Source organism: Streptosporangium longisporum, assembly GCF_039534895.1.
Classification (GTDB): Bacteria; Actinomycetota; Actinomycetes; order Streptosporangiales; family Streptosporangiaceae; genus Streptosporangium; species Streptosporangium longisporum.
Genome location: NZ_BAAAWD010000014.1, coordinates 643,042 through 668,911, shown reverse-complemented (window position 1 = coordinate 668,911; position 25,870 = coordinate 643,042). Strand labels below are relative to the sequence as shown.

Sequence of the window (25,870 nt, the reverse complement as noted above, 5' to 3'; positions counted from 1 at the left end):
GCGCCGCTTCGCACGGTGTCGCCGCGAGGGGGCGACGACGGGTTCGGTGCCTGCTGGTCCTGTCAGGGATCGTCCACCGAGATCGGAGCGCCTACGGGACGGGGCCGTCGGTGAGAGGACCGGCACGCCGTTCGAAGACGGCGCGATCGACCCCGGTGTCGGTCACGGAGGCGTCTGGGTCCCCCATGCCGAGGACTCCGTCGATCCAGGCTTCATGGGCCCCGTCGTGCCGGGTGGCGGACCAATGGCCATGAGTTCACCGATCGAGAGGCCGACACCTCCGATCATGACGGCCAGGCCGAATACGCCGAAGAGCGTTCCCACGTCGGCCGTGATCTCTCCGATGAACGCGTAACCGAAGCCGAACAGCACGATCAGGAAACCGAGCAGAAGTAACGCGCCCGAAGGGCGTCTCAAACTTCCACGGGAGCGCCGCGTGTCTCGCCCGGGCGTTGTGATCCATAGGACATGGTGAGCCGATCTTAATGGATTTCGGTTGGACCCGCGCAGGCGGCGTTCGGCCCGCAGCAGTCGCGCGAGATGCCGAGCGAGCTCACGGGAGAGGTCGAGCGTGACACGGTGGGAAATCACGTGGAGCCTTCCGGTCGATCAGGGCTCTTGTGGTGAGACCTCTTCTGCCGGAGGCTCCGCACCCGTTTCCGGCCGTCGACGTTCTCTCCCGACAAGCCCGGAATTTCACCGTCCATGCCTCGGAAATCCCGGCTGTCGGAACTATTCCGCTGAGATCATCTCATTGAATGGCTGAAACTTTCAGTGTCGTTGACGGTATTCGACGCCGACCGTATCGTTCGTTCATTGCTTATGCGCGCGTCTTTCGTCGCGCGCACTTCCTGACAGGAGGGTCCCATGACAGAACGGCGCGTCCGTCGGCGACGGCGTCTGATCATGTGGCTGGTGGCCGCCTTGTTCGGCGCGTTCGCCGTCGTCACACCCGCCGACGCCGCCACCACCTGCACGCTGACGTTCCGAGCCAACTACTGGGGGACCGTCGGCGGGCAGTACAGGTGGCAGGTCGACGCGCAGCTGACCAACACCGGCACGACACCGTCGACCACCTGGGAGGCGGTCATCGACTTTCCCTCCTCGGCGGGTGCGGTCGTTCACATGTTCTGGAACGTGAAGAGGTTCTCGACGAACGTGTGGAGGCCGGCGTCGTGGAATGGCGCCATCCAGCCGAACCAGTACGCGAACTTCGGGTTCGAGGTCCGCATGCCCATGACGACCACCTCGCCGCCTCTTCCCACCTCCAGTCAGTGCACCATCACCTATTGATGAAACGGGCGAGTCCGTGGGGCCCGCCCGTTCGCCGGATTTCAATGTGTCACGGGATCATGAATTTCTCGTATTCTCCGACGACGTCCGCCTGGGCCATGAGCATGGCGTAGCAGTCGCCCGCGTAGGTCGGATCGGCGCTCACGTATTCGCCGTCGGCGAGAAACTTGACGGTGTCAACGAGGTGATCTCAGCGAAACAGTTCCGACGGCCGGGATTCCCGAGGCATGAACGGTGGAATTCCGGGCTTGCCGGGAGAGGCCGTCGAGGGCCGGAAACAGGTGTGAGGCCTCGCTCTGCCTGCCTGGCAGGCCGCTCCACGACCGAGCGCGACCTCCGGACGTCGCACCACATCTCGAAAGAACCGCACCGAGCACGGGGAGAGCATTTCCGGTGCGCCTCGCCACGGCGGCCGGTCCTGCCTCGGATCACGGCACGGTTTGCTGATGCTGATCAGCGGTCGTTTCCGGGTGGAACTACCGGGACGCGGCGTGGTGCTGGCCGACCAGGGTGATTACGTCGTATGGGGACACGGTGTCGATCACTCCTGGTACGCCGAAGAGGAGTCGGTGGTGCTCACCGTCCGATGGCCGTCCGTTCCGGGATACGCGGTTCCCGGCGCGGGCCCGGACGCCGGAACCGGCTCAGACGGGGACGGTGACGGGGACGGCGGTGACGAGGGTGAGCCCGTGGGGCAGGGCCGCGGTGGAGGAGACGGCGAAGCCCGCCTCGCGCAGCAGGACGGCGTACTCGGTGGCGGTGCGCTCGTGACCGCGGGGGAACAGGCTCATCATCCGGAGGTTGAAGCCGTGCAGCAGGGCGTTGCCGGTGGCGGCCGCCCACGGCGGGTCGGGTGGCAGCGCGTCCACGCACACCAGCCGGGCCCGGCCGCCGGCGTCGCTCATCGCCGCGCGAACGCCGCGCAGCAGGCGCAGGGCGTCGGCGTCGCCCCAGTTGTGCAGGACGCTGCCGAGCAGGTAGACCTCGTGTCCGGCCGGGAGGTCGGTGAAGAAGTCCCCGGCGATGAGCTCGCACCGGTCCGCGACGCCGTGCCCGGCCAGGTACGCGCGGGCCTGGGGGACGACCACGTCGCGCTCCAGCAGCACCCCGCGGCAGGTGGCGCGGCGCGTCAGGACGGCGGCCAGGAGAGTGCCGCGGCCACCCCCGACGTCGACGACGACGCTCCCGTCGGGCACGTTCTCCGGGGTGGCCCAGGCGCCGAGCCGTTCGGCGATCGGGGCGCTGCGGTGGGTCATGAACCGGTCGAACAGGTGCTGGGCGCCGGGATCGTCCGCCAGGTAGTCGTACCCGGACCGGTAGGGGGGCGGCAGGGACGGCCTGCCGGTACGCACGGCCGCGGACAGGTTCCACATCGCCTCCCACCACACCGGGTCGCCGCCCATCAGCACCGCCGTCCGCATCGAGTCGGGCCGGTCGTCGCGCAGGGTACGGCCCGCCTCGGTGAGCGCGTAGCGTCCATCCGGCAGGAGGCCGACCACGCCCAGCCCGGCCAGGGTGCGCGCGATCCCCTCGATGTCGCCGACGGGGGCGTCGAGGCGTCCGGCCAGGTCGGGCGGGCTCAGCGGGCCGTCGGACAGGTGCTCGGCCCAGCCCTGCCGCGCGGCGGCCAGAAGGGCACCGAAGTCGCCCAAGGCGTTCAGCATGCTGAGGACGTGCCGGTGCGCGTCCGCCGTCTCTCCGCCCGCCGCCGATGACGGTGACAGTGGCGACGTCGAGGACGGCGGGGACGGCGGCGCGGGCACGGCCGGTGCGCGGGAGGCGGCGCCGCCGGGCAGGGTCCGCAGCATCCGCCCGTGGGCGGGGTCCCCGTGGCGCCGTACGGCCGACCGCGGGGAGTCCGGGTGGTCGTGGACGAGTGCCTCTCCCGCGGGCAGCAGGTACCACTCGCCCGCCTCGACCGCCACCAGGCCGGCCGGCGCCATGGCCCGCAACAGCCAGGTCAGCGAGTCCGGGTCGGCGCCACACCACGCGGCCAGCCGCTCGACGCCCATGCGCTCGCCGGACAGGGCACGGGCGACGTCCAGGTCGACGAAGGCCAGCAGCCCGCACGCCAGCCAGTAGCGGCCGATGACGGACTGGATCACCTCGCGCGGGTGGCCGCCGGGAGCGATGGTCACGACCCCTCCGCCCGCGTCGGCAGTATCGAGTCCACGTCGACCGTGACGCCCTCGCCGAGGTAGCCCTCGTGGGAGCGCATCAGGTCGGCGACGCGCTGCAGGCGCTTCGCGTCGAGCGTGGTCGGGAAGGTTCCCAGCGTGATGACGCCGGCGACGGCGGGCGGGATCCTGGTGTAGGTCGGGATGATGTCGGTGACGGCCTTGCGGTCGGTGGCGGCGAGCCGTTGCGCGCGGCCGATGGCGCGCTGGAAGGCCGCGACGGTACGGGGGTTCCTGGCCGCGTACGCCTTGGTGATCCCCCATCCCGCCACGGGGAGGCCCGCGGTCGGGCCGTCGGCCGGAGCCATGTCCTGGACGATCCGGGCGCCCGTCGTGGTCCCCTGGGTGATGAACGGCTCAGTGAGCCAGGCGGCGTCGACGATCCCCTGCCGGAGCTTGTCGATCATCTCCGGCAGGGGGAACTCCAGGAGTTTCACGTCGCTCTCGCCCAGGCCGTGGGCGGCCAGCGCCGCGGCGATCGTCAGCGATCCGATGCTCCTGCGGCTCGCGACCCCGATGGTCCTGCCTTTCAGATCCGCCATCGTCCTGACCGGCGAGTCCTTCGACGTCATGACGACGAAGGTCCTGGGGGCGGCCTGGTAGGCGTCGGCGATCACCGTGAAGCTCGCGCCTCTGCTGACGGCCTGAAACACGCTGACGTAGTTGACCAGTGCGACGTCCAATGCGCCGCCCTCCAGAGCGGGAAACGCGTGGGGAGCGCTCTGGACGGGTTCGATCGCGACGGTGAGTCCTTCGTCGGCGAAGTAGCCGCGGGCTTTGGCCAGATAGAGCGGCGCCGAGTCCGGAACCGCTATGGCCCCCACCTTTATGGAGGATTTCTCCAGGCCCCGACCCGGCGGTGGAGAGGCTTCACGGGTGCATCCGATCACCATCGTCAGAAGGCATGCCAATGCGGCGATCGACCGAATGGGAGAACGCAAGGACCACTCCGGGGATGGGAAACGGATGTAAAGGCCGGCTGTGGAGGACCGCCGCTTCGCGAGGGGCGCGGGGCCGGTGCGGGCGGATCCCCGGGCCGGACCGTGCGACGGCCGGCCCGGCCCGGAAGCGCGCTCGCCGGCAGGCGAGGGTCGTCCCTGTCACCCCGCGATGTCCGCGGTCCCGCGCGGCGGCGGCCGGCCCGGGGACCACGGGCACGCCTCCGTGGCGGGCACCCTTTCCGGAGGGTCCGTGAAGAACGGGCATCGCGCGATTCCTCTCCGGTGACGCGGACCGCGGACATCGTGACTTGACAGGCTTGTCATTGAACAACCCGCCATCGGGGATGACCAGGTCTTACCGTTCAGGAAATGCCGGTCGTCACCCGGGGATCGGCCTTTTCGCGGCCTTCAGGCGGACGTTCGGCAATTCCCCGGTCGCGATCCACGAGCGTACGCATGATGACGCGGTACTTCGTTACGCTCGGAAACAGTGGACCGGCCGGGAGGGTGAATGCGCGAGGGCGAGGACGAGAAGTGGTCTTTCAGGCGCGCACGACAGGACGTTCACCTCACCCAGGAAGGATTGGCGGAGAAGCTCTCGGACCTGGCCGAGGCGATGCGGAGGGACGGCAGGCTGTCGCGTGACGTACGGTTCAGCGCCCGGCAGATCCGCCGCTGGGAGAGCGCGGACCCGCCCTATCCCCGCCCGGCGCATCGCACGGTCCTGCAGGAGTACTTCAACAGGACCCCCGGACAGCTGGGGTTCGCCTCGCCCGTACCGTCGCCGGACAGGACGGCCGCGGTGCCCGCGCCGCCGACGCCGCCGGCGGGACGGCACGACCTGCGGGCGGGTGCCCTTCCCGGCGGCGAGGCCGTCGCGGCCGCGGCGACGGGCACCGGCGGCGGTCCCGGCCCGCTGCCGTGGACGGTTCCGGCCCTGTCGCGCGGTCCCCGCGGCTCGAAGGTCGGGATCGACGAGGTGGAGCTGCTGAAGGCCACCGCCCGCGACCACGACGCGATCGACCAGCGCCTGGGCGGTGAGGTCGTGTGGCGCAGTGCCCACGCGCACCTGGGCCTGGTACGCCACCTGTGCGAGCAGGGAAGCTACAGCGACGCGATCGGCGAGGAACTGACCCTCGTCGCCGGGCGGCTGACCACGTCGCTGGGCTGGTACGGCTACGACGCCGACCGGCAGGCCGAGGCGCGCATCTGCCTGTCGGAAGGGCTGAACGCCGCGATGCTCCGCGGTGACGCCGCCCTGGCGACGCGCACCCTGACGATCCTGGCCCGGCAGGCGATCGATCTCGGCGCACCCAGGGAGGCGGTGCGCTTCGCCCGCTCGGCCCACCAGCGGGCCCTCGCCTGGCGGTCGCGTCCGCGCGCGAAGGCGCCGCCCCGGGTGATGGCGCTGGTCGCCATCAGGGAGGCGCACGGGCATGCCGCCACCGGTGACGGACCGGCGTTCGAGAGCGCGGTCACGCGGGCGTGGACGGCCTTCGCCCGAGGCACCACCGACGACGACCCCTCCTGGGTCGCCTTCCTCAACGAGGCCGAGCTGACCTGCCTGGAGGGCATGGCCAGGGCCGACGCCCGGCAGCACGACCGCGCCGTGAGGCTGCTGGAGCGGGCCGGGCGGATCCAGAGCGCACGGTTCGCCCGCAACCGGGGCATGTCCCTGGTGCGCCTGGCCGATGCCACGCTGGCGTGCGGGCGGGTGGACCACGCCGTCGCCGCCGGTCAGGAGACGCTGAACCTGGTCGATCTGGGCCTGAGCTCCGCACGCGTCCTGCGGCGTCTCACCTCGCTGGCCCGCGACCTGGCCCCGTACGCGGACAGCGTTCCCGTACGGGACCTGCGGGCACGGCTGGCCGGGCTCACGGCCTGAACGGTGGTCCTGGACGCCTCGGTATCCGACCGTACATCGTTATGTCATGACATAAGGACGTTCTATTGATTTATCGTAAATCCCTAGTTACGTTCTTGTCCGACATCATCCCCCCACACGAGGAGGCGCAATGCGTCCCCTGTCCAGGATCTCCCTGGCGTCCCTGGCGTTCTCGCTGGTAGGAGTGCTGGCATTGCCGGCGTCGGGGCAGGTCGTCCCCGTCGTCAACCCGGAGCTGGAGACCCCCGCCCTGTTCGACGACGCCGCGGGCGGCAACGCCAACGGCGACGATCCGGCCATCTGGCTTCACCCCTCCGACTCGGACGAGAGCGTGGTGATCACCACGGCCAAGGAGGGCGGGCTCTACGTCTACGACCTCGACGGCGCTCAGATCCAGCACGTCGCGGCCCCGGCGGCGCCGGGACCCGACGACGAGGCGGGACGGTTCAACAACGTCGACGTCACCTACGGCTTCGGCGGACGGGACCTCGCGGTCGTCTCCGACCGCGGCCGGGACCATGTGCGGCTCTACTCGATCGGCCACGACGGTCACCTCACCGACGTGACCGACCCGGCGGCGCCGTTCGTCTTCAACACCACCCAGGAGCAGGTCAACGACGCCGAGACGGCCTACGGCCTGACCACCTGGAAGGACTCCAGCGGCACCTACGCGCTGGTCAGCCGCCGGCACAAGACCTCGATCGCCCTGGTCAAGCTCCTGGCCAAGCCGGGGGGCAAGGTCGGCTACCAGGTCGTCAGGACGCTGACCCTGCCCGCGTCCTTCACCCTGCCGAACGGGCAGAGCTGGGCCCCCTGCATGGAGCCCGACGAGCTGGCGCAGGTCGAGGGCATGGTCGTGGACCAGCAGGCCGACGTGCTCTACGCGGCCCAGGAGGACGTCGGCATCTGGCGGATGCGGGCCGACCTCACCGGTACACCCGTGCTCATGGACAAGGTCCGCGGCTACGGCGTGCCCGGCACGTACGACCCGGAGACCGAGGAGTGCACGCCCGGCGCCGACCCCGGTTACGGCGGCACGCGCCTGACGGCCGACGCCGAGGGCCTCACGATCTACTACCGGGACGACCGCAAGGGTTACCTGATGGCCTCCAGCCAGGGTGACAACACCTTCGCCGTCTACCGCAAGGAGGGCTCGAACGCCTTCCTCGGCCGGTTCGCCGTCGGGCCGCACGACGGTGTCGACGGCGTCGAGCACAGCGACGGCTCGACCGTGCTGAACGTCCCGCTGGGCGACTTCGACGAGGGGCTGTTCATCGCGCACGACGGCGCCAACACTCCCGCCGTTCCCGACCGGGAGAACACCAACTTCAAGTTCGTCGGCTGGGGTGACATCGCGGACGAGCTCGACCTGGACGTGGACACCGACGGCTGGAACCCCCGCGACTGAGAACGAGGAGGGCCCCTCGGCGTCCCGGGTGGATCCGAGGGGCCGGTCGCGACATGTGATCGGCCCATCGATCGGGCCGTGAGCGATCCGATCGGACGCCCGGCCGGGATTCCCCGGCCGGGCGTCCCGCGTGGGCGGCCGCCGGGTCCGGCGGCGACGGTACGGGCCGCGATCCGGCCGGGCGGCGACGCCGGACCAAGATGCCGGACCGCGGCGCCGGACCGCGATGCCGGACCGCGATGCCGGACCGCGATGCCGGACGACGACGCCGGACCGCGGCGTTCACGACAAAGCCGGCGCCGCCCGGGGAGGAATCCGGGCGGCGCCGGCCGTGTCGCGTCCGTTCGCCGGTTCAGCCGTGGTTGACGCGCCAGAAGTCGGAGACGGTCTGACGGTTCTGCAGGTCGCCGAGCAGCCCCTTGGGGTCGGTATGGAAGAGCTGTCCCTGCCAGTCGGTCAGCCCGGGAGGGACGACCAGCGGCTTGACCGTGCCGTTGCCGGAGACGCCGCCCTCGCCGATCTCGTGCTTGACGCCCTCCTCGGTCATGATGAAGCGGACGTACAGTTTGGCCGCGTTGGGGTGCTTGCTCTTTGCGGCGATCGCCACGTACTTGGGGTAGCTGAAGCCGGTGAACGGCGCCATCCCCTCGCACGTCGCCTGGGTGTAGCCCTTGTCCTCGTTGTTGCGGAACTTCGAGATCGACATGAACCCGATCTTCTTGTCGGTGGCGTTCGGCGCACCCACCGCGCCGGAGATGTCCTCGTCGGACCCGGTGAGCACCGGCTTGTTGACCGAGATCCGCTTGATCCACTCGTAGGCGGCGCTCTTCTCCTCGGTCTCCAGCGGCTTGCCGTACTTCGCCTTGTAGGCCTGTTCCAGCGCCTGGTTGCCGTGCGCGTCCAGCTGGGTGAAGAACGACAGGACGGTCGGCTTGCCCAGCGGGTCCTGCATCACCAGCTTGCCGGACCATTCCGGCTCGGTCAGGTCCCACACGTTCTTCACCGGGCATCCACCGGGCGAGAGTTTCGTGTTGTAGGCGAAGACCGTGGCCTTCGACAGCGCCAGCAGCGGGTTCTGGTTCTCGGCCGCGATCTGCTCCTTCAGGTCGGCGGGCACCCAGGTCCGCGCCACCCCCTGCGGGATCAGCTGGCCCACCAGCACCCCGCCGTCCTCGTACATCGCCGCGTCGATCGTGACGTTGTCCGCGGCGTGCTCCCTGAGCATCTTCTCGGCGGTCTGCGGGGTGTCGGACTTCACCCCCTCCATCGCGATGCCGTACTTGGCGGTGAACGCCTTGGCCACCTCCTCGATGTCGCCGCTGGAGTCGTAGACCAGCACGCTGCCCTCCTTCCTGGCCGCCGCCACCAGCGCGTCCAGATCGAGGCTCGCGTCGATCGAGGCCGAGGGGAGGGGGGCGGCCGCGCCGGCCTCCGGCCGGGCACCGGCACCGGCACCGGCACCGGTGGAGGGTGCGCACGCGGCGGCGGCCAGCGCCAGCAGTGCCGCAGGGATGATCTTCCGGGTACGCCTCACGGTGGCGTCACTCCTTCTGGCTCTCATGGATCGTGCGCGCCGGCCAGGGCCCCGATCCCGGCGCTGCAGTCCGCCAACGATGTACGTCACGTGAATGCTTTGTCAAGACATACTTACTTGTTTGCGCGGTCGCTGCGTCTCCGCCGCCGGTGTGTGGCCGAAGGTGGCCGATCGATGGTCAGGACATCCTGATGCCTATTACTGTCTGATGGTGACTGTGACGAAATTGGACATCGACCTTGATCGTTCGAGCCCCGTGCCCCTCTACTTCCAGGTGGCCGAACGGATCGCCGGGGCCATCCAGGCCGGCGAGCTGCCGCCGGGGACCCGGCTCGACAACGAGATCCAGCTCGCCGACCGGCTCGGGCTCTCGCGTCCCACCGTCCGCCAGGCCATCCAGTACCTCGTGGACAAGGGCCTGCTGGTCCGCAAGCGCGGCGTGGGCACCCAGGTCGTGCACGGCCAGGTCAAGCGGGCGGTCGAGCTCACCAGCCTGTACGACGACCTTCGCAGGGCGGGGCAGCGGCCACAGACCCGGGTGCTGTCCATCGACACGGTTCCGGCCGAGGAGGACGTCGCCGTCGCCCTGGGGGTGGCGCCGGGCATGGCGGTGCTCCGGCTGGAGCGGCTGAGGTACGCCTCGGGGGAACCGCTGGCCCTGCTGCACAACTGGCTGCCGCTGGAGCTGGCGCCCCTGACGGTCGAGGCGCTCCAGGAGCGGGGGCTGTACGAGCTGCTGCGCTCGGCCGGCATCCGCATGCGGGTCGCCAACCAGCGGATCGGCGCCCGCTCCGCCACCCCGGCCGAGTCCCGGCTGCTGGAGGAGCGCCGCGGCTGCCCCCTGCTGACGATGGTCCGTACGACCTACGACGACCAGGGCAGGGCCGTGGAGCACGGCTCGCACGTCTACCGCGCCTCCCACTACTCCCTTGAGGTCACCCTCGTGGAACGGTGACCGCCTTCCCGCCACCCCGATCTGAAGGGTGGATATATCGTCAGTATGTCAGGACAAAGTCTTGACTGTTCACCACCCGTTCATCTAGAAATGGAGGCCCCCGGACAAGGAGTCGTCATGCGTGTGGGCTTGCTGGGCCTCGGACGTATAGGTCTGTTCCATGCCACCACCCTCTCCACCCTCGCCGACGAGCTGGTCGTCTCCGACGCCGACCGGAGCAGGGCCGAGAAGGTCGCGGAACGGATCGGAGCGCGCGTCGGAGACCCCTTCGACGCGGACGCGGTGGTGATCGCGACCCCGACGTCCACGCACGCGGAGCTGCTGATCCGGGCGTGCGAGCTGAGGGTGCCGGTGTTCTGCGAGAAACCGGCGGCGCCCGGGGTGGCGGAGACCCTGCGGGTCGCCGACGCCGTCGCGCGGACCGGCACCGTCGCGCACATCGGCTTCCAGCGGCGCTTCGACGCCGGATATGCGGCCGCGCGCGCGGCGCTGCGCGACGGCGAGCTGGGCACGCTGCACCGGGTCCACATGCTGACCGGTGACCCGTGCCCTCCCGCTCCCGACTACATCCCGCTGTCGGGCGGCATCTACCGCGACTGCCACATCCACGACTTCGACATCCTGCGCTGGGTCACCGGCCGCGAGGTGGACACCGTCTACGCGATCGGAGCCAACCGGGGCGAGGCGTTCTTCGCCGAGGCCGGGGACGTCGACACCAGCGCCGCGCTCCTGACCATGGACGACGGCACGCTCGTCACCCTGCAGGGCTCCCGCTACAACGGCGCCGGGTACGACGTACGGATGGAGCTGGCCGGCACCCGCGCCACCTGGGCGGTCGGGCTCGGCGACCGGACCCCGCTGCGCTCGGCCGAGGGCTTCGGGCCGGACGGCAAGCCGTGGCCGGACTTCCAGGCCAGGTTCGAGGACGCGTACGTCGCGGAGATGAGCGCGTTCCTGGCCGCGGCCCGGGGCGAGCGCGAGAGCCCCTGTACGGTCGCCGACGCCCTGGCCGCCCTGCACATCGCCGAGGCGGCGGAGCTGTCCCGCCACGAAGGCCGCCCGGTCCGCCTGCCGGAGGTGACCGCGTGAGGATCGCCGCCGCCCCGATCTCCTGGGGCGTGTGCGAGGTGCCCGGCTGGGGACACCAGCTCGACCCGGAGAGGGTGCTGGGGGAGATGGCGGAGCTGGGCCTGACCGCCACCGAGCTGGGTCCCGACGGCTTCCTGCCCCCGGATCCCGCGCGCCGCGCCGCTCTGCTCGGCCGGTACGGCCTGCGCGCCGTCGGCGGCTTCGTCCCCGTGGTCCTGCACGACCCCGCCCACGACCCGCTGCCGGGCCTGCGGGACGCGCTGACCTCCTTCGACGAGGAGACGGTGGTCGTCCTGGCCGCCGCCACCGGCGTGGACGGGTACGACGCGCGTCCCCTCCTGGACGCGCAGGGCTGGCGGACCCTGCTCGGCAACCTGGCCGAGATCCGGCGCCGGACGGCCCACCTGACCGTCCTGCACCCGCACGTCGGGACCATGGTCGAGACCGGGGACGAGGTGAACCGGGTCCTCGACGGCTGTGACATCCCGCTCTGCCTGGACACCGGTCACCTGCTCATCGGCGGCACCGACCCCGCCGAGCTGGTCTCGCGGGCAGCCGGGCGGATCGCGCACGTCCACCTCAAGGACGTCGACGCCACCCTCGCCGAGCGGGTCCGGGCGGGCGGGCCGACCTACACCGAGGCGGTACGGGCGGGCGTCTACCGCCCGCTCGGCATCGGGGACGTGGACGTGGCGGGGCTGGTCACGGCACTGGACGCCGCCGGGTACTCCGGCTGGTACGTCATGGAGCAGGACGTCGTCCTCGACTCCGAGCCCCCCGCGGGCGAGGGCCCGCTCGGTGACGTCCGCGCGAGCCTGGCCTTCCTCGAGAGCATCGGGAGCCTCCCGTGACCGGCGGACCGCCAGAGGTGCTGACCATCGGACGGGTCGGTGTGGACGTCTACCCGCTGCAGGTCGGGGTCTCGCTGCGGGAGGTGGAGACCTTCGGCAAGTACCTGGGCGGCAGCGCGACCAACGTGGCCGTGGCCGCGGCCCGGCTGGGCCGCTCCAGCGCGGTGATCACCCGGACCGGGGCCGACCCGTTCGGCGCGTTCGTGCACGACGCGCTGCGTTCCTACGGGGTGGACGACCGCTACGTCACCGCGGTGCCGGGCCTGCCGACACCGGTGACGTTCTGCGAGATCAGGCCTCCGGAGGACTTCCCGCTGTACTTCTACCGCTGGCCCAAGGCGCCGGACCTGGAGATCGCGCCCGAGGAGCTGGACCTGCCCGCGATCGCGCGGACGCGGCTGTTGTGGGCGACGGCGACGGGACTGTCGGCCGAGCCCTCGCGCGGCGCGCACCTGGCGGCCTGGCGGGCCCGGGGACGGGCGCCGCACACGGTGCTGGACCTGGACTACCGGCCGATGTTCTGGCCGGACGCCGAGACGGCGCGTGAGCAGGTGCGCGCGGCGCTCGGGCAGGTCACCGTGGCGCTGGGCAACCTGGACGAGGTCGAGGTGGCCACCGGCACGCGCGATCCGTACGCGGCGGGCGAGGCGCTGCTGAAGGCCGGGGTCGGGCTGGCGATCGTCAAGCAGGGCTCGGCCGGGGTGCTGGGCATGACCGCCACCGAGACGGTCGAGGTACCGGCGCTGGACGTCGAGGTGGTCAACGGGCTGGGGGCGGGCGACGCCTTCGGCGGGGCGCTCTGCCACGGGCTGCTGGCGGGCTGGCCGCTGGAGCGCACGCTGCGGTTCGCCAACGCGGCCGGCGCGATCGTGGCGGGACGGCTGGCCTGCGCCCCCGCGATGCCCACGACCGGCGAGGTCGAGGGCGTCCTGTCGGGTGAGTCTCTGAGGGAAGGCACCGCGCATGCGTGAGGAGGACTACCGGCGGCTGCTCGACGACCGGGCCTGGCATCCGGAGCGGGTGGCCGAGGCGGCCGCCGCCCGCAGGCGCAGGCCGCTCCCGGCGGGCCGCGACCAACTGCTGATCATCGCCGCCGATCACCCGGCCCGGGGCGCGCTCGGCGTCGGGAGCCGCCCGATGGCCATGGAGAGCCGGGCCGGTCTGCTGGACCGGCTCATGACCGCCCTGTCCAGGCCGGGCGTGGACGGCCTGCTGGCCACCCCCGACATCGTCGAGGACCTGCTGCTGCTCGGCGCGCTGGACGACAAGATCGTGATCGGTTCGATGAACCGCGGTGGCGTGCAGGGCGCGGTGTTCGAGTTCGACGACCGGTTCACCGCCTACGACGCCGAGTCGATCGCGGCGATGCGCTTCGACGGCGGCAAGATGCTGTGCAGGATCGCGCTGGAGGACGCCGCGACCGCCGCCACGCTGGAGAGCTGCGCACGCGCCGTCACCACGCTGGCCGGGCACGGCCTGATCGCGATGATCGAACCGTTCTGGTCCCGGCACGTCGGCGGTGCGGTCACGCACGACCTGTCGGCGGAGGCGATGATCCACGCGATCAGCGTCGGCCAGAGCCTCGGCGCGACCTCCGCCCGCACCTGGCTGAAGATCCCGGTGATCGAGGACATGGAACGGGTGATGGCCGCCACCACCCTGCCGACCCTGCTGCTCGGCGGCGATCCCGCCCAGGCCTCCGACCGGGTCTTCGCCTCATGGCGCAAGGCGCTGCGACTGCCCGGTGTCCGGGGCCTCGTGGTGGGCCGCGCGCTGCTCTACCCGTCCGACGACGACGTGGCGGCGGCCGTGGACACCGCCGTGAGCCTGCTGGAGGTGTCATGACGCACATCCCCCACGGCGCCGCCGCCTCACCGCCGTGGTCGGTGGCGATCACTCCCGAGTCGGCCGGCTGGACCTACGCGGGGCTGAGGGTCGTGGACCTGCCGGCCGGGACGCTGGAGTTCACCACCGGCGGTGAGGAGATGCTGGTCCTGCCGCTGGCGGGCTCGTGCGTGGTCGAGTGCGACGGCGTACGGCTCACGCTGCACGGCCGGACCTCGGTCTTCGAGGCGGTCACCGACTTCGCCTACCTGCCCGTCGAGGCGACGGTGCGGATCATCGGCGAGGGCCGCCTCGCCCTCCCCTCGGCCCGCGCCTCCCGGCGTCTCCCCGTCCGGTACGGCCCGGCCGACCGGGTCCCGGTGGAGGTGCGCGGCGCCGGCCAGGCCAGCCGCCAGGTCAACAACTTCTGCGCCCCGGACACCTTCGACTGCGACCGGCTCGTCGCGGTCGAGGTGCTCACCCCCGGGGGCAACTGGTCGTCCTATCCGCCGCACAAGCACGACACCGCCACCGACACCGAGGCCGTGCTGGAGGAGATCTACTACTACGAGGGCGGCCCCGGCTACCAGCGGGTCTACGGCAGCCACGACACCCTGGCCGAGGTGGGCGGCGGCGACGTGGTGCTCGTCCCGCACGGTTACCACGGTCCGTCGATGGCCGCCCCCGGCTACGACCTGTACTACCTCAACGTGCTGGCCGGACCCGCCGAGCAACGCTCCATGGCCTTCTGCGACGACCCCCGGCACGCCTGGATCCGCTCCTCCTGGACCGGCCGGCCGGTCGACCCCAGGCTCCCCGCGACCAGGGCCGGCCGAGCGCGGAGCACATCTTCCGGAGGTACCCCATGAGACTCACCACGGCTCAGGCGCTCCTGCGGTTCCTGGCCAACCAGTGGTCGGAGCGCGACGGCGTCGAGCAGCGGCTGATCGCCGGCTGTCTCGGCATCTTCGGTCACGGCAACGTGGCCGGGATCGGCCAGGCCCTGGCCGAGCAGGGCGCGGGCACGCGGGACGCGCTGCCGTACTATCCGGCCCGCAACGAACAGGCCATGGTGCACACCGCGGTCGGCTACGCCCGCACCCGCGCGCGGCTGTCGGCCCTCGCCTGCACCACCTCCATCGGCCCCGGCGCCACCAACCTGGTCACCGGCGCGGCTCTGGCCACGATCAACAGGTTGCCGGTGCTGCTGCTGCCCGGCGACGTCTTCGCCACCCGGGTGGCGAGCCCGGTGCTGCAGGAGCTGGAGGACCCACGGTCCTACGACGTGAGCGTCAACGACTGCCTGCGCCCGGTCAGCCGGTTCTTCGACCGGATCAACCGGCCCGAGCAGCTGCCCTCGGCGCTGCTGGCCGCGATGCGGGTGCTGACCGACCCGGCCGAGACCGGCGCGGTCACCCTGGCGCTCCCCCAGGACGTGCAGGCCGAGGCCTGCGACTGGCCCGAGGAACTGTTCGCCCGGCGGGTGTGGCACGTGGCCCGCCCGGTGCCCGAGCCCGCCGCCCTGGCCAGGTCGCTGGAGCTGATCCGCTCCTCGCGCAGGCCACTGATCGTGGCCGGTGGCGGCGTGAAGTACAGCCGGGCCTGGCAGGAGCTGACGCGCTTCGCCGGCGACCACGGGGTGCCGGTGGCCGAGACCCAGGCGGGCAAGGGCGCCGTGCCGTACGACCACCCGGCCGCGGTCGGCGCGATCGGCCACACCGGCACCGCCGCCGCCAACACCCTGGCCGCCGAGGCCGACCTGGTGATCGGGATCGGCACCCGCTACAGCGACTTCACCACCGCCTCGCGCACCCTGTTCGGCTCGTCCGGCGGAGGGGTCCGGTTCCTCAACGTCAACGTGACGGCCTTCGACGCGGCCAAGCACTCCGGCGAGATGCTCGTCGCCGACGCCCGCGAGGCGCTACGGGCGCTGACGCCGGGAGACTGGCGGGCCGACCCCGGATGGACGAGCAGGGCGGCGGCCCTGGCCACCGGCTGGCAGGCCGAGATCGACCGGGCCTACGGGCGGGCGGAGCTCACCCAGCCGGTCGTGCTGGGCGTCCTCAACGACGTCGCCGCGGGCGGCGTGGTGGTCAACGCGGCCGGGTCCATGCCGGGCGACCTGCACCGGCTGTGGCGGGCCGCCGACCCCGAGCAGTACCACGTGGAGTACGGCTACTCCTGCATGGGCTACGAGATCGCCGGAGGGCTCGGGGTGAAGCTCGCCGCCCCGCAGCGCGAGGTGTTCGTGCTGGTCGGCGACGGCTCCTACCTGATGATGGCGCAGGAGATCGTCACCGCCGTGCAGGAGGACGCCAAACTGGTGATCGTCCTGGTGGACAACCGCGGCTTCGCCTCGATCGGCGACCTCAGCGAATCGGTGGGAGCGTTCCGGCTGGGTACCTCCCACCGCGGGCGCGGCGAGTCCGGCCGGCTCGACGGGGCCTGGCTCCCGGTGGACCTGGCCGCCAACGCGGCCAGCCTCGGTGCGGACGTGCTGACGGCGGACGACCCCGCGTCGCTGCGGGCCGCGCTGGCCAAGGCGGTGGCGTCCGCGCGCACCACGGTCGTGTACGTCGAGACCGTCCCCGGGGCCGGGCCCGGCGCCCAGGCGTGGTGGGACGTGCCCGTGGCCGAGGTGTCGCAGCGGGACGAGGTCAGGGCGGCACGTGAGCGCTACGACGAGGCCAGGCACGGCCGGCGGTCCTACCTCTGATGGAGTGGACCCTGGCGTTCGCCGTGGTGGCCGTCCTCTTCGTGCTGATCAGCGGGGCCAACGACGGGGCCACGCTCATCGGTCTCGGGCTCAGGTTCCCCTCCTCACCGGGGTGGGCGATGGCCGCGCTCCTCGCGGTGGTGATCTTCACCGGGCCGTACGTGCTGGGGATCGCGGTCGCGCGGACCTTCACCGAACGGCTGACGGGGCTCGGCACGAGGGATGGCGCGACGGTGTTCCTGGCGGGAGTGCTGATCGCGGTGGCCGTGGTCGCGGTGCTGAGCGGCAGGGGACTGCCGACCAGCCTGACGCTCGCGGTGATCGGCGGCATCACCGGCGCGGGGCTCGGCGCCGGCCTCCCGGTGTCCTGGCCCGCGCTGGGCGCCGTCCTGGCGATCGGTGCCGGCGCGCCCCTGGTCGGCCTGCTCCTGGGCTACCTGCTGGGGGCCCTGTCGCGCCGGGTGCCGTCCTACCGGCGGATGCCCCGGCTGGTGTTCGCCGCGCACCTGCTGGCCTACACGGCCCAGTGCGTGGCCTACGCGGTGAACGACGGCCAGAAGATGATCGCGGTGGTGAGCGTCGCGGTCGGCGTGGGCCGCCACGGGCCGGGCGGGGTCGGGCCGGTAGAGGTCCCGCCGGCGTGGATGGCGGCCCTCGCGGCGCTCTTCCTCGTCGGCGCCCTGACCAGCCTGACCAGGGTCGGGGAGCGGCTGGGCCGCGGCCTGGTCATCACCCGGCCGCTGCACATCGTCTCGGCCGAGACGGCGGCCACCGGCGCCGTCCTCGGCAGTTCGGCCCTGGGAAGCCCGGTGAGCATGACCCAGTCCATCACGGCGGGAGTGGTCGGCGTGGCGGCCAGCGAGGGAGCACGGAGGGTGCGATGGCAGAGCGTGATGAACATGGGCACGGCGTGGCTGATCACGCTTCCGTCGTCGATGGCGCTGGGCGGCGTGGCCGGGCTCACGCTGAGGCTGCTGTGAGCGGCGACGGTCGCGCCCGGCGGTTCGTCCGGGCCTGGGACGACCTGCGAGGCCGGTCGGGACGGCAGGTCGTCGGCCTGCTCAGCGCCCAGGTGACCGTCGCGCGGACGGGGGCCGTCCTGGCCCGTTCGACCGCGTCCGGCGCGATCGGGCGGTCGGCGGCCCGTACCCGGATGGCCGAGGTGGAGCACGAGGGCGACGCGGCGCGGGCGGAGCTCGTCCGGATCCTGCGCCGGGTGCTGGCCACCCCCATCGACAGGGAGGACCTGTTCCGTCTCTCCCGCTCGGTCGACGACGTGCTGGACCACCTGCGCGACTACGTGCGCGAGACCGACATGTTCGGGCCGCGCGAGCTCACGTTCGCGGTCGAGCCGCTGCAGGCGGTGATCGACGGTCTCGACGAGCTGGAGAACGCCATCTCCAGGGTGATCGACGACCCAGGCTCGGTCACCGAGGCCGTCCTGGCCACGCGCAAGTCCTGCAGCCGGGTCCGCCAGCTCTACCAGACCCGGCTCACCGACCTGTTCGCCGGACCGCTGGAGATGGACACCCTGCGCCGCCGCGAGCTGCTGTCGCGGCTCGACGCGGTGGGCCGGCGACTGGGCGAGGCCGCCGACGCGCTCGCCGACGCGATGCTCAAACGAAGCCACTGAGGGGGCGGCGAGCCGTCGACCACTCCACCGAAGCCACTTGAAAGCGGACGGGCCGCGCGCACCGCGGTGGTCCTCGTGAAACCCCCCGAAGGAAGTCCCATGGCTGTTCTCACCAAGGCGAAGACACCGCCGCCGCCCCCGTCGAGGTGGCGCAGGCTGGTGTACCGGCTCCGCGTGCTGCGCCACGACCCGACCGCCGCGCTCGGGCTGATCCTCGCGATCCTGCTGGCCTACCTCGTCGTGGCGCCGCTGATCGCGGTGGTGTCGGACGCCTTCCGCCTGCAGTACGGCGACGAGGTGCACGCCGGGCAACGGCCGGGCGAATGGACCGGCTACTACCTGTGGAGGGTGTTCCGCTCCACCATCAGCGGCCTGCTGTTCTGGGAGCCGCTGCTCAACACGCTGGTCATCGCGGTGGGCACCACGCTGTTCGCGCTGGTCGTCGGGGGCGGCATGACGTGGCTGGTGACCCGGACCAACGTGCCCGGACGCAGATGGCTCGCGGGTGCTCTGGTGGTCCCCTACATGCTGCCCTCGTGGACCTTCTCCCTGGCCTGGCTGTCGCTGTTCAAGAACGAGCGCGCCGCCGGGCAGGTCGGGTTCCTGCAGGCCCAGGGCATCCGCACACCCGACTGGCTCGCCTACGGCGCGGTGCCGATCATCATCACCCTGGGCCTGCACTACTACCCGTTCGTCCTGCTGCTGGTCGGGAACGCGCTGCGCCGCATCGACGCGCAGCTGGAGGACTCCGCGCGGATCCTGGGCGCCCCCCAGCGGACCGTCATCCGGCGGATCGTGATCCCGCTGATGCTGCCCGCGCTCTCCTCGGCCGTGCTGCTGGTGGTCGGCCGGGTGCTCGGCACGTTCGGCACGCCGTACGTCCTCGGCCTGCCCGCCGACTACCGGGTGCTGTCCACCGGGCTGTTCCAGTCGATCCGCGACCGCAGCACCGGCGTGGCCTCCGTGCTCGCCACAGTGATCGTCGTCATCGGGGTCCTGATCGTCCTCACCGACACCCGGCTGATGCGCGAGCACCGCCGGTTCGTCACGGTGGGCGGCAAGGGCGCGATGGAGCGGCTGGGCGACCTGCGCCGCTGGCGCTGGCCCGCCTTCGCGCTCGGCCTGGTGGTCTTCGGGGTGAGCGTCGTCATCCCGGTGGCCACACTGCTGCTGTCCACGCTCACCCGGACGCCGCTGGACCTGTCGACCTTCACCTTCGACTACTGGTTCGCCGAGCGGCTGCCCGGAGCGGTGGGATTCCCGCACGGCGTCTTCCGCGGCTCCGAGCTGTGGGAGGCGGCCTGGAACTCGCTGCGCATCGTCGGCCTGGCCTCGGTGATCTGCGCGGTCATCGGCCTGCTGGTCGGGTACGTCGTGGTGCGCGGGATGGCGCCGCGCGTCGCCGGCTTCCTGCGCCAGGTCTCCTTCCTGCCCTACCTCATCCCCGGCATCGCGTTCGCGGCCGCCTCGCTCTCGCTGTTCGCCGTCGCCAGGGGACCCGTCCCCGCGCTGTACGGGACGACGTTCCTGCTGATCCTGGTGATGGCCGTGACGCACCTGCCGTACAGCTCGCGCTCGGGCATCGCGGCGATGATGCAGCTCGGCCGCGAGCCGGAGGAGGCCGCGCAGATCGCCGGCGCCTCCTGGTGGCAGCGGATGCGGAGGATCATCTTCCCGATCCAGAAGGGCGCCCTCGTCACCGGGATCGTGCTGCCGTTCATCTCCGGGCTCAAGGAGCTCAGCATCGTCATCATGCTGACCACCACCGGGACACAGCTGCTCACGACGCTCTCGATCGGCCTCGTGGACTACGGATACACCCAGCTCGCCAACGCGGTCGTGCTCGTGATCGCCCTGATCTCCTTCACCATGACCTACCTGACCCAGCGGCTGACCAAGAGCAGCCTGGCGTCCGGCCTAGGAGGATAGATGCCGAACATCACCCTGCGCGCAGTCGCCAAGAGTTACGGCGGCGGCGAGTACGCCGTGAAGAACCTCGACCTGACCGTGCCCGACGGCGCGTTCATGTGCCTGCTCGGCCCCTCCGGCTGCGGCAAGACCACCACGCTGCGGATGATCGCCGGCCTCGAACAACCCACCGCGGGCACCATCGCCGTCGGGGACCGGATCCTCGACTCCGTCGCGCAGGGACTCTACGTCCCGCCGGAGAAACGCGGCATGGGGCTGGTCTTCCAGAACTACGCGCTCTGGCCGCACCTGTCCGTGCGCGAGAACGTCGAGTTCGGCCTGCGCATGCGCAAGGTGCCCGCCGCCGAGCGGCGGGCCAGGGCCGAGGCCGCGCTGACGATGGTGCACGTCGACGCCGCGATGGACCGCTACCCCTCCCAGCTGTCTGGCGGCCAGCAGCAGCGCGTCGCGCTGGCCAGGATGCTGGCGGTCAACCCCACGGTGCTGCTGCTCGACGAGCCGCTCTCCAACCTCGACGCCCGGCTCCGGCTGGAGATGCGCGCCGAGCTCAAGCGCATCCACGAGGAGTCCGGGGCGACGATCGTCTTCGTCACCCACGACCAGCTGGAGGCCCTCACGATGGCCACCGACGTCGCGGTCATGAACGAGGGCGAGCTGCAGCAGCTCGCCGCGCCGATGGAGATGTACGCCAGGCCCGCCAACCGGTTCGTCGCCGAGTTCGTCGGCAGCCCGCCGATGGCGATCGTCGACATCGGCCCCTCCCCGGGCGGCCTGGCCGGTTCGCTGCTGCGCTTCGTCGAGTCCCGGCCGGGAGGGTGTGCCCCCGCCGGCGTCGGCATCCGGCCGGAGGCGCTGCGCTTCGGTGCCCCGCCCGGCTCCGTCTGGAGCGAGGAGGCCCTGGTCGAGGCCATCCTGCCGGCCGGCTCCTCCTGGACCGTACGGCTGCGCGTCCGCGACACCGAGCTGTACGCGCTCTCCTACATCCCGGTCGAGGCCGCCCCCGGTGACGTGCTGACCTGCTGGACCGAGCAGATGCACCTGTTCGGCGAGGACGGCGCCCGGATGTCCACCTGGGACCGGGCGGAGGTCGGCGCGTGATCCGGCCCAAGGCACTGCTCCTGGACTTCGGCGGAGTGATCGTGGAGACCGTCAAGCGCCCGTCGTGGGCCGCCGAGCTCGCCGAACAGGTGCACGCACTCCTGGGCGGGGCCGGTTTCCACAACCTCACCGTGGACGACGTCGAGACCGACATCCGGGCGGGCGCGCGCGCCGACGGGTACTGGAAGGACTCCACCTCACGGCAGTTCGCGCCCAAGGAGATGACGCACCGCGGATTCTGGGCCGACTTCGTCGCGGGCGACTGGCCCGAGCAGGCCCGCGCGCTGGTGGTCGCCGAGGCGACGCCGCTGTGCAGGCGGATGGGCGAGCTGCGCAGCGACCGCAAGATCCGGCCGGGCACGGAGGAGCTGCTCACCGCCTGCCGGTCGCACGGCGTCGTCCCCGCGGTCGTCAGCAACGCCCTGTGCGGAACCGTTCATCGTGACCACATGGCCTTCAGCGGTCTCGACCGCCAGGTGGCGGTGCAGGTCTACAGCGACGAGGTCGGCGTCCGCAAACCCAACCCGGAGATGATCTGGATCGCCTGCCGGGCGCTGGGGGTCGACCCCGGACAGGTCTGGTACGTCGGCGACAACTACGACCGGGACGTGGTCTGCGGCGCCAGGGCCCGGGTGGGAGCCACGATCCTGATGCGCTCCCGCAGCACCGAAGAAATCCCGTACAGCGTGCGGCAGAGCCCTCAGGCGATCGTCGAGGACCCGCGCGGCCTGCTGGATCTCCTGGAGGAGACATGGACCTGAACACCTCACGTGAACTGGCCGCCATCGCGGTGGAGGCGGCCAGATCGGTCGGCGACCGGCTGAGGAAGGCCTTCCGGTCCCGGCCCGCCGTACAGACCAAACGCGACTTCCACGACCCGGTCACCGAGCACGACAAGGCGGCGGAGGAGGGCATCCGCGAGGTCCTGGCCCGGCGCTGCCCCGACAGCGTCGTGGTGGGGGAGGAGGGCGGCAGCCGGGGGGAGGGCGCCATCAGCTGGTACGTCGACCCCATCGACGGCACCGCGAACTTCGCCGCCGGCCTGCCGTTCTTCTGCACCTCCATCGGGGCGGTCGTGGACGGCGCGGTGGTGGCGGGCGTCGTCTACGACCCCGTCCGCGACGACGAGTTCACCGCCTCGCTCGGCGGAGCCTTCTGCAACGGCGAGCCGATCCACAGCTCCGGCGCGCGCACCGACCGGGAGGCGGTGCTGCTGTCGAGCTACCCCAGCCCTCGGGACCTGGTGAGGGAGGGGGAGCCGGCGCTGCACCGCTTCGCGCGGATGACCCATGCCTTCGCCACCGTCCGCCGCCCGGGAAGCGCGGCGTTGAAGCTGGCGCACGTCGCCGCCGGATGGTCCGACGTCGCGTACGGCACGTATGTCAACGCCTGGGACGTCGCGGCCGGATCCCTGCTGGTGGAGCGGGCCGGAGGACGCTACATCCCGCTGTCCGGCAGCGTCCTCGCCCCCGGTGGCTACCTCGCCTGCGTGGGCGGGTTCGACCTCGACGGCTCCGTGATGGCCGAGGTCCTCACCCGGGGAAGGCAGGCGTGATCCGCTGGATCGTCACCGACCTGGACGGCACCCTGGTCGGACGCGACCTGGCCATGGTGCCCGCGAGCAGGGACGCGCTGCGCCGGTTCCGCGCCGCCGGCGGAGAGGTCGTCATCGCCACCGGGCGCATGGAACGGTCGGCCCGCCCCTACTACGACGAACTGGGCCTGGCCGGGGAGGCCATCCTCTACAACGGTGCCCGGACCGTGAACCTGGCCACGGGAGCCGTGCCGCGCTCCCTTCACCTGCCGGTGGACGCCTGGAAGACGTTGCTCGGCCTGTTCGGAGAACTCCCGGAGGGCGTCCACCCGGTGGCGTTCTCCGGCGGGGAGGCGCTGGCCGTGGACGACGTGCCCGAACTACGGACCTACGCCCGGCGGGACGGGATCACGCTGCGGGACCCGGGTGGCTGGGCGGCACTGCCGCCCGGTGAGATCACCAAGTGCATGCTGATCGGGGACCGGCTCCCCGACCTGGACATCCCGGGAACGGCCACGGTCCGGTCCGAGGCCACCTACCTGGAAGTGCTGCCCGAACGGGCGTCCAAGGGTGCCGCGCTCCGCGAGCTGGCCGCGGCCCGGGGAGTGCCGCTGCAACACGTCGCGGCCATCGGAGACAACCCCAACGACCTCGACATGATCACGACGGCCGGAGTGGGGATCGCGGTCGGTGACGGCCACCCGGACGTCCGGGCGGCCGCCGATGTCGTGGTGGGGGCCTGTGCGGACGGAGCCGTCGCCGACGCGGTGGAGCTCGCCTTCCGATCCAACGCATGGTCCTGAACCCGTCTACCCGCCCAATGGGCGGAAGGAGCCGAGAACCGTGAAAGACATCAGACACTGGATCAACGGAGCTCTCGCGGACGGTGACGGCCGGACCGCGGACATCTTCGACCCGGCGACGGGGCAGGTCGCCGGGTCGGTCCAGCTGGCCTCGGTGGCCGAGGTCGACGCGGCGGTGGCCGCGGCCGTGGCCGCCTGGCCCGCCTGGCGGGACGCCTCGCTGGTCAGGCGCGCGCAGGTGCTGTTCCGCTTCCGCGAGCTCGTGCACGCCAACCGCGACGAGCTGGCCCGGCTCGTCTCCGCCGAGCACGGCAAGGTCCACTCCGACGCGCTGGGCGAGGTCGCCCGGGGCCTGGAGGTCGTGGAGTTCGCCTGCGGTATCCCGCACCTGCTCAAGGGCGGCTTCTCCGAGGGGGTCTCCACCCGGGTCGACTCCTACTCGATCCGCCAGCCGCTGGGCGTCGTGGCCGGGATCACCCCGTTCAACTTCCCGGCCATGGTGCCGATGTGGATGTTCCCGATCGCGATCGCCGCGGGCAACGCCTTCATCCTCAAACCGTCGGAGAAGGACCCCTCGGCGTCGCTGCTGATGGCCGCGCTGTGGAAGGAGGCCGGGCTGCCCGACGGCGTGTTCAACGTCGTTCAGGGCGACAAGGTCGCGGTGGACCGGCTGCTGGAGCACCCCGACGTGGCGGCGCTCTCGTTCGTCGGCTCCACCCCCATCGCCCGCTACGTCTACGAGACCGGTACCCGGCACGGCAAGCGCGTCCAGGCGCTGGGCGGCGCCAAGAACCACATGCTGGTCCTGCCCGACGCCGATCTCGACCTGGTCGCCGACGCCGCGGTGTCGGCGGGCTTCGGTTCGGCGGGCGAGCGCTGCATGGCGATCTCCGTGGTGCTGGCCGTCGACCCGGTCGGGGACGATCTGGTCGACCGGATCGTCTCGCGGGTCGGCGAGCTGACCGTCGGCCCCGGCGACGACCCGGCCTCCCAGATGGGGCCCCTGATCACCGGCGCCCACCGCGACAAGGTCCTCTCCTACCTCGACCTGGGCGTCTGCGAGGGTGCCAAGCTCGTCGTGGACGGCCGCCGCACCGCCGTGCTGGGAGGCGCCACCGCCCAGGAGACGCCCGGCTTCTGGCTCGGCCCCACGGTGCTGGACCACGTTGCGGCCGGCTCGCGGGTGCACACCGAGGAGATCTTCGGCCCGGTCCTGGCGATCGTCCGCGTCTCCTCCTACGAGGAAGGGCTGGCGCTGATCAACGGCGGCGAGTTCGGCAACGGCACCGCGGTCTTCACCAACGACGGCGGCGCGGCCCGGCGTTTTCAGAACGAGGTGGAGGTCGGCATGATCGGCATCAACGTGCCGATCCCGGTCCCGATGGCCTTCTACAGCTTCGGCGGCTGGAAGTCCTCCCTGTTCGGCGACACCCACATGCACGGCACCGAGGGCGTGCACTTCTACACCCGCGGCAAGGTCGTCACCTCCCGCTGGCTCGACCCCAGCCACGGCGGCGTCAACCTCGGCTTCCCCGTCAACGGATAGACCGGCGGGACGGTCGCGGCCGAGACCGGACTGACAGATCCTTACAGCGTGGGCATCGGAGGAAGGGGAGCGGCGGTGCCGGAATCCGTCCTCCGTGACAGACCGGTCGCCGGGAAGGACCGTCTCGACGTCCGATGTGAGTGTCCCGGCGGTGCGCTCGTGGCCCCGAAAGATCGGGTCTCGGCACGACGAGGCGTCTTGACGTCAAGATAATATATCTTGGCGTCAAGATACCTGACGGGAGCCGTGATGATTCATCATGTCCAATTGGCGTGTCCCCCCGGAAGCGAACCCGTCCTGCGGGCCTTCTACGAGGGGGTGCTCGGCCTGGTCGAGATCCCCAAGCCGCCCGCCCTCTCCTCGCGGGGCGGGTGCTGGTTCTGCGGTCACGACGGCATCGAGCTGCACCTGGGCGTCGAGGCCGCCTTCCGTCCGGCTCGCAAGGCGCACCCCGGCCTGCTGGTCCACGACATCGACCGGTGGGCCCGGCGCCTGGACGAGGCCGGACACCCGGTCGTCTTCGACGACGACTTCCCGGGGATGCGCCGCTTCCACACCGAGGATCCCCACGGCAACCGGCTGGAGTTCCTCGAACCGATCGACGCCGCCCCCGCCGGAGGCGAACGGTGAAGGACGCGGAGCCCGCGCGGCCGT

The 25,870-nt window shown here is 71.6% G+C and carries 23 protein-coding genes; 19 read left to right on the top strand and 4 right to left on the bottom strand.

Annotation, left to right across the window (positions count from 1 at the left end):
* Nucleotides 1–162: 162 nt before the first annotated feature.
* Complete coding sequence (locus ABD832_RS26315; RefSeq protein ID WP_344900001.1) at nt 163–372, bottom strand: hypothetical protein; 210 nt, start codon at nt 370–372, stop codon at nt 163–165.
* 495 nt (nt 373–867) lie between these two features.
* Between ABD832_RS26315 and ABD832_RS26310 the strand changes: the two genes are divergently transcribed.
* Nucleotides 868–1,293, top strand: a complete 426-nt coding sequence (locus ABD832_RS26310) for a cellulose binding domain-containing protein (RefSeq protein ID WP_344899999.1) — start codon at nt 868–870, stop codon at nt 1,291–1,293.
* A gap of 644 nt (nt 1,294–1,937) precedes the next feature.
* On the opposite strand, the gene ABD832_RS26300 is transcribed toward ABD832_RS26310, so the two are convergent.
* Entirely contained in the window at nt 1,938–3,431 is a 1,494-nt protein-coding gene (locus ABD832_RS26300) for a methyltransferase (RefSeq protein ID WP_344899997.1), read from the bottom strand.
* A complete protein-coding gene (locus ABD832_RS26295) occupies nt 3,428–4,363 on the bottom strand; it encodes an ABC transporter substrate-binding protein (RefSeq protein WP_344899995.1) in 936 nt (311 codons plus the stop codon). Before ABD832_RS26295 ends, ABD832_RS26300 begins: the two co-directional genes overlap by 4 nt.
* A 559-nt stretch (nt 4,364–4,922) precedes the next feature.
* Between ABD832_RS26295 and ABD832_RS26290 the strand changes: the two genes are divergently transcribed.
* Nucleotides 4,923–6,296: an NsdA family TPR-like regulatory protein gene (locus ABD832_RS26290; RefSeq protein ID WP_413224264.1), complete on the top strand. Its 1,374-nt coding sequence runs from the start codon at nt 4,923–4,925 to the stop codon at nt 6,294–6,296.
* Between the two features lie 130 nt (nt 6,297–6,426).
* The gene (locus ABD832_RS26285) at nt 6,427–7,704 is read left to right on the top strand and encodes a phytase (RefSeq protein ID WP_344899991.1); all 1,278 of its coding nucleotides are present in this window, start codon (nt 6,427–6,429) and stop codon (nt 7,702–7,704) included.
* Between the two features lie 352 nt (nt 7,705–8,056).
* Here ABD832_RS26285 and ABD832_RS26280 read toward each other — a convergent pair whose 3' ends face one another.
* On the bottom strand, nt 8,057–9,238 hold the full coding sequence (locus ABD832_RS26280) for an ABC transporter substrate-binding protein (RefSeq protein ID WP_344899989.1): 1,182 nt from the start codon (nt 9,236–9,238) through the stop codon (nt 8,057–8,059).
* A gap of 208 nt (nt 9,239–9,446) precedes the next feature.
* Between ABD832_RS26280 and ABD832_RS26275 the strand changes: the two genes are divergently transcribed.
* The 16 genes from ABD832_RS26275 (at nt 9,447) to ABD832_RS26200 (ending at nt 25,846) form a co-directional block, all read left to right on the top strand.
* Complete coding sequence (locus ABD832_RS26275; protein ID WP_344899987.1) at nt 9,447–10,193, top strand: GntR family transcriptional regulator; 747 nt, start codon at nt 9,447–9,449, stop codon at nt 10,191–10,193.
* Between the two features lie 117 nt (nt 10,194–10,310).
* Complete coding sequence (locus ABD832_RS26270; RefSeq protein ID WP_344899985.1) at nt 10,311–11,282, top strand: Gfo/Idh/MocA family protein; 972 nt, start codon at nt 10,311–10,313, stop codon at nt 11,280–11,282.
* Nucleotides 11,279–12,133 carry a TIM barrel protein gene (locus ABD832_RS26265; protein ID WP_344899983.1) on the top strand — a complete coding sequence of 285 codons (855 nt, stop codon included), beginning with the start codon at nt 11,279–11,281 and terminating at the stop codon, nt 12,131–12,133. Before ABD832_RS26270 ends, ABD832_RS26265 begins: the two co-directional genes overlap by 4 nt.
* A complete protein-coding gene (iolC, locus tag ABD832_RS26260; RefSeq protein ID WP_344899981.1) occupies nt 12,130–13,104 on the top strand; it encodes a 5-dehydro-2-deoxygluconokinase in 975 nt (324 codons plus the stop codon). The genes ABD832_RS26265 and iolC overlap by 4 nt, the downstream gene beginning before the upstream one ends.
* Nucleotides 13,097–13,978: a Cgl0159 family (beta/alpha)8-fold protein gene (locus tag ABD832_RS26255; protein ID WP_344899979.1), complete on the top strand. Its 882-nt coding sequence runs from the start codon at nt 13,097–13,099 to the stop codon at nt 13,976–13,978. Before iolC ends, ABD832_RS26255 begins: the two co-directional genes overlap by 8 nt.
* Nucleotides 13,975–14,826, top strand: a complete 852-nt coding sequence (gene iolB, locus ABD832_RS26250; protein ID WP_344899977.1) for a 5-deoxy-glucuronate isomerase — start codon at nt 13,975–13,977, stop codon at nt 14,824–14,826. Before ABD832_RS26255 ends, iolB begins: the two co-directional genes overlap by 4 nt.
* A complete protein-coding gene (gene iolD / locus ABD832_RS26245) occupies nt 14,823–16,673 on the top strand; it encodes a 3D-(3,5/4)-trihydroxycyclohexane-1,2-dione acylhydrolase (decyclizing) (protein ID WP_344899975.1) in 1,851 nt (616 codons plus the stop codon). The genes iolB and iolD overlap by 4 nt, the downstream gene beginning before the upstream one ends.
* Nucleotides 16,673–17,653, top strand: a complete 981-nt coding sequence (locus ABD832_RS26240) for an inorganic phosphate transporter (RefSeq protein ID WP_344899973.1) — start codon at nt 16,673–16,675, stop codon at nt 17,651–17,653. Before iolD ends, ABD832_RS26240 begins: the two co-directional genes overlap by 1 nt.
* The gene (locus ABD832_RS26235) at nt 17,650–18,306 is read left to right on the top strand and encodes a DUF47 domain-containing protein (RefSeq protein WP_344899971.1); all 657 of its coding nucleotides are present in this window, start codon (nt 17,650–17,652) and stop codon (nt 18,304–18,306) included. Before ABD832_RS26240 ends, ABD832_RS26235 begins: the two co-directional genes overlap by 4 nt.
* Before the next feature lie 99 nt (nt 18,307–18,405).
* On the top strand, nt 18,406–20,235 hold the full coding sequence (locus tag ABD832_RS26230; protein WP_344899969.1) for an ABC transporter permease: 1,830 nt from the start codon (nt 18,406–18,408) through the stop codon (nt 20,233–20,235).
* Nucleotides 20,236–21,333, top strand: a complete 1,098-nt coding sequence (locus tag ABD832_RS26225) for an ABC transporter ATP-binding protein (protein ID WP_344899967.1) — start codon at nt 20,236–20,238, stop codon at nt 21,331–21,333.
* Nucleotides 21,330–22,094: an HAD family hydrolase gene (locus tag ABD832_RS26220; protein ID WP_344899965.1), complete on the top strand. Its 765-nt coding sequence runs from the start codon at nt 21,330–21,332 to the stop codon at nt 22,092–22,094. The genes ABD832_RS26225 and ABD832_RS26220 overlap by 4 nt, the downstream gene beginning before the upstream one ends.
* Nucleotides 22,085–22,888 (top strand): inositol monophosphatase family protein, encoded by an 804-nt coding sequence (locus ABD832_RS26215; RefSeq protein WP_344899963.1) that lies wholly within the window; start codon nt 22,085–22,087, stop codon nt 22,886–22,888. The genes ABD832_RS26220 and ABD832_RS26215 overlap by 10 nt, the downstream gene beginning before the upstream one ends.
* A complete protein-coding gene (locus ABD832_RS26210; RefSeq protein ID WP_344899961.1) occupies nt 22,885–23,670 on the top strand; it encodes an HAD-IIB family hydrolase in 786 nt (261 codons plus the stop codon). Before ABD832_RS26215 ends, ABD832_RS26210 begins: the two co-directional genes overlap by 4 nt.
* Before the next feature lie 40 nt (nt 23,671–23,710).
* On the top strand, nt 23,711–25,216 hold the full coding sequence (locus ABD832_RS26205) for a CoA-acylating methylmalonate-semialdehyde dehydrogenase (protein ID WP_344899959.1): 1,506 nt from the start codon (nt 23,711–23,713) through the stop codon (nt 25,214–25,216).
* A 267-nt stretch (nt 25,217–25,483) separates the two neighbouring features.
* Entirely contained in the window at nt 25,484–25,846 is a 363-nt protein-coding gene (locus ABD832_RS26200; RefSeq protein ID WP_344899957.1) for a VOC family protein, read from the top strand.
* Nucleotides 25,847–25,870: the final 24 nt, after the last annotated feature.

Bases quoted from the DNA above. Each gene is read 5' to 3' on its own strand.
- ABD832_RS26310 (WP_344899999.1), top strand. From the start codon at position 868: ATGACAGAACGGCGCGTCCGTCGGCGACGGCGTCTGATCATGTGGCTG.
- ABD832_RS26295 (WP_344899995.1), bottom strand. From the start codon at position 4,363: ATGGTGATCGGATGCACCCGTGAAGCCTCTCCACCGCCGGGTCGGGGC.
- ABD832_RS26290 (WP_413224264.1), top strand. From the start codon at position 4,923: ATGCGCGAGGGCGAGGACGAGAAGTGGTCTTTCAGGCGCGCACGACAG.
- ABD832_RS26285 (WP_344899991.1), top strand. From the start codon at position 6,427: ATGCGTCCCCTGTCCAGGATCTCCCTGGCGTCCCTGGCGTTCTCGCTG.
- ABD832_RS26275 (WP_344899987.1), top strand. From the start codon at position 9,447: ATGGTGACTGTGACGAAATTGGACATCGACCTTGATCGTTCGAGCCCC.
- ABD832_RS26270 (WP_344899985.1), top strand. From the start codon at position 10,311: ATGCGTGTGGGCTTGCTGGGCCTCGGACGTATAGGTCTGTTCCATGCC.
- ABD832_RS26255 (WP_344899979.1), top strand. From the start codon at position 13,097: ATGCGTGAGGAGGACTACCGGCGGCTGCTCGACGACCGGGCCTGGCAT.
- iolB (WP_344899977.1), top strand. From the start codon at position 13,975: ATGACGCACATCCCCCACGGCGCCGCCGCCTCACCGCCGTGGTCGGTG.
- iolD (WP_344899975.1), top strand. From the start codon at position 14,823: ATGAGACTCACCACGGCTCAGGCGCTCCTGCGGTTCCTGGCCAACCAG.
- ABD832_RS26240 (WP_344899973.1), top strand. From the start codon at position 16,673: ATGGAGTGGACCCTGGCGTTCGCCGTGGTGGCCGTCCTCTTCGTGCTG.
- ABD832_RS26230 (WP_344899969.1), top strand. From the start codon at position 18,406: ATGGCTGTTCTCACCAAGGCGAAGACACCGCCGCCGCCCCCGTCGAGG.
- ABD832_RS26225 (WP_344899967.1), top strand. From the start codon at position 20,236: ATGCCGAACATCACCCTGCGCGCAGTCGCCAAGAGTTACGGCGGCGGC.
- ABD832_RS26215 (WP_344899963.1), top strand. From the start codon at position 22,085: ATGGACCTGAACACCTCACGTGAACTGGCCGCCATCGCGGTGGAGGCG.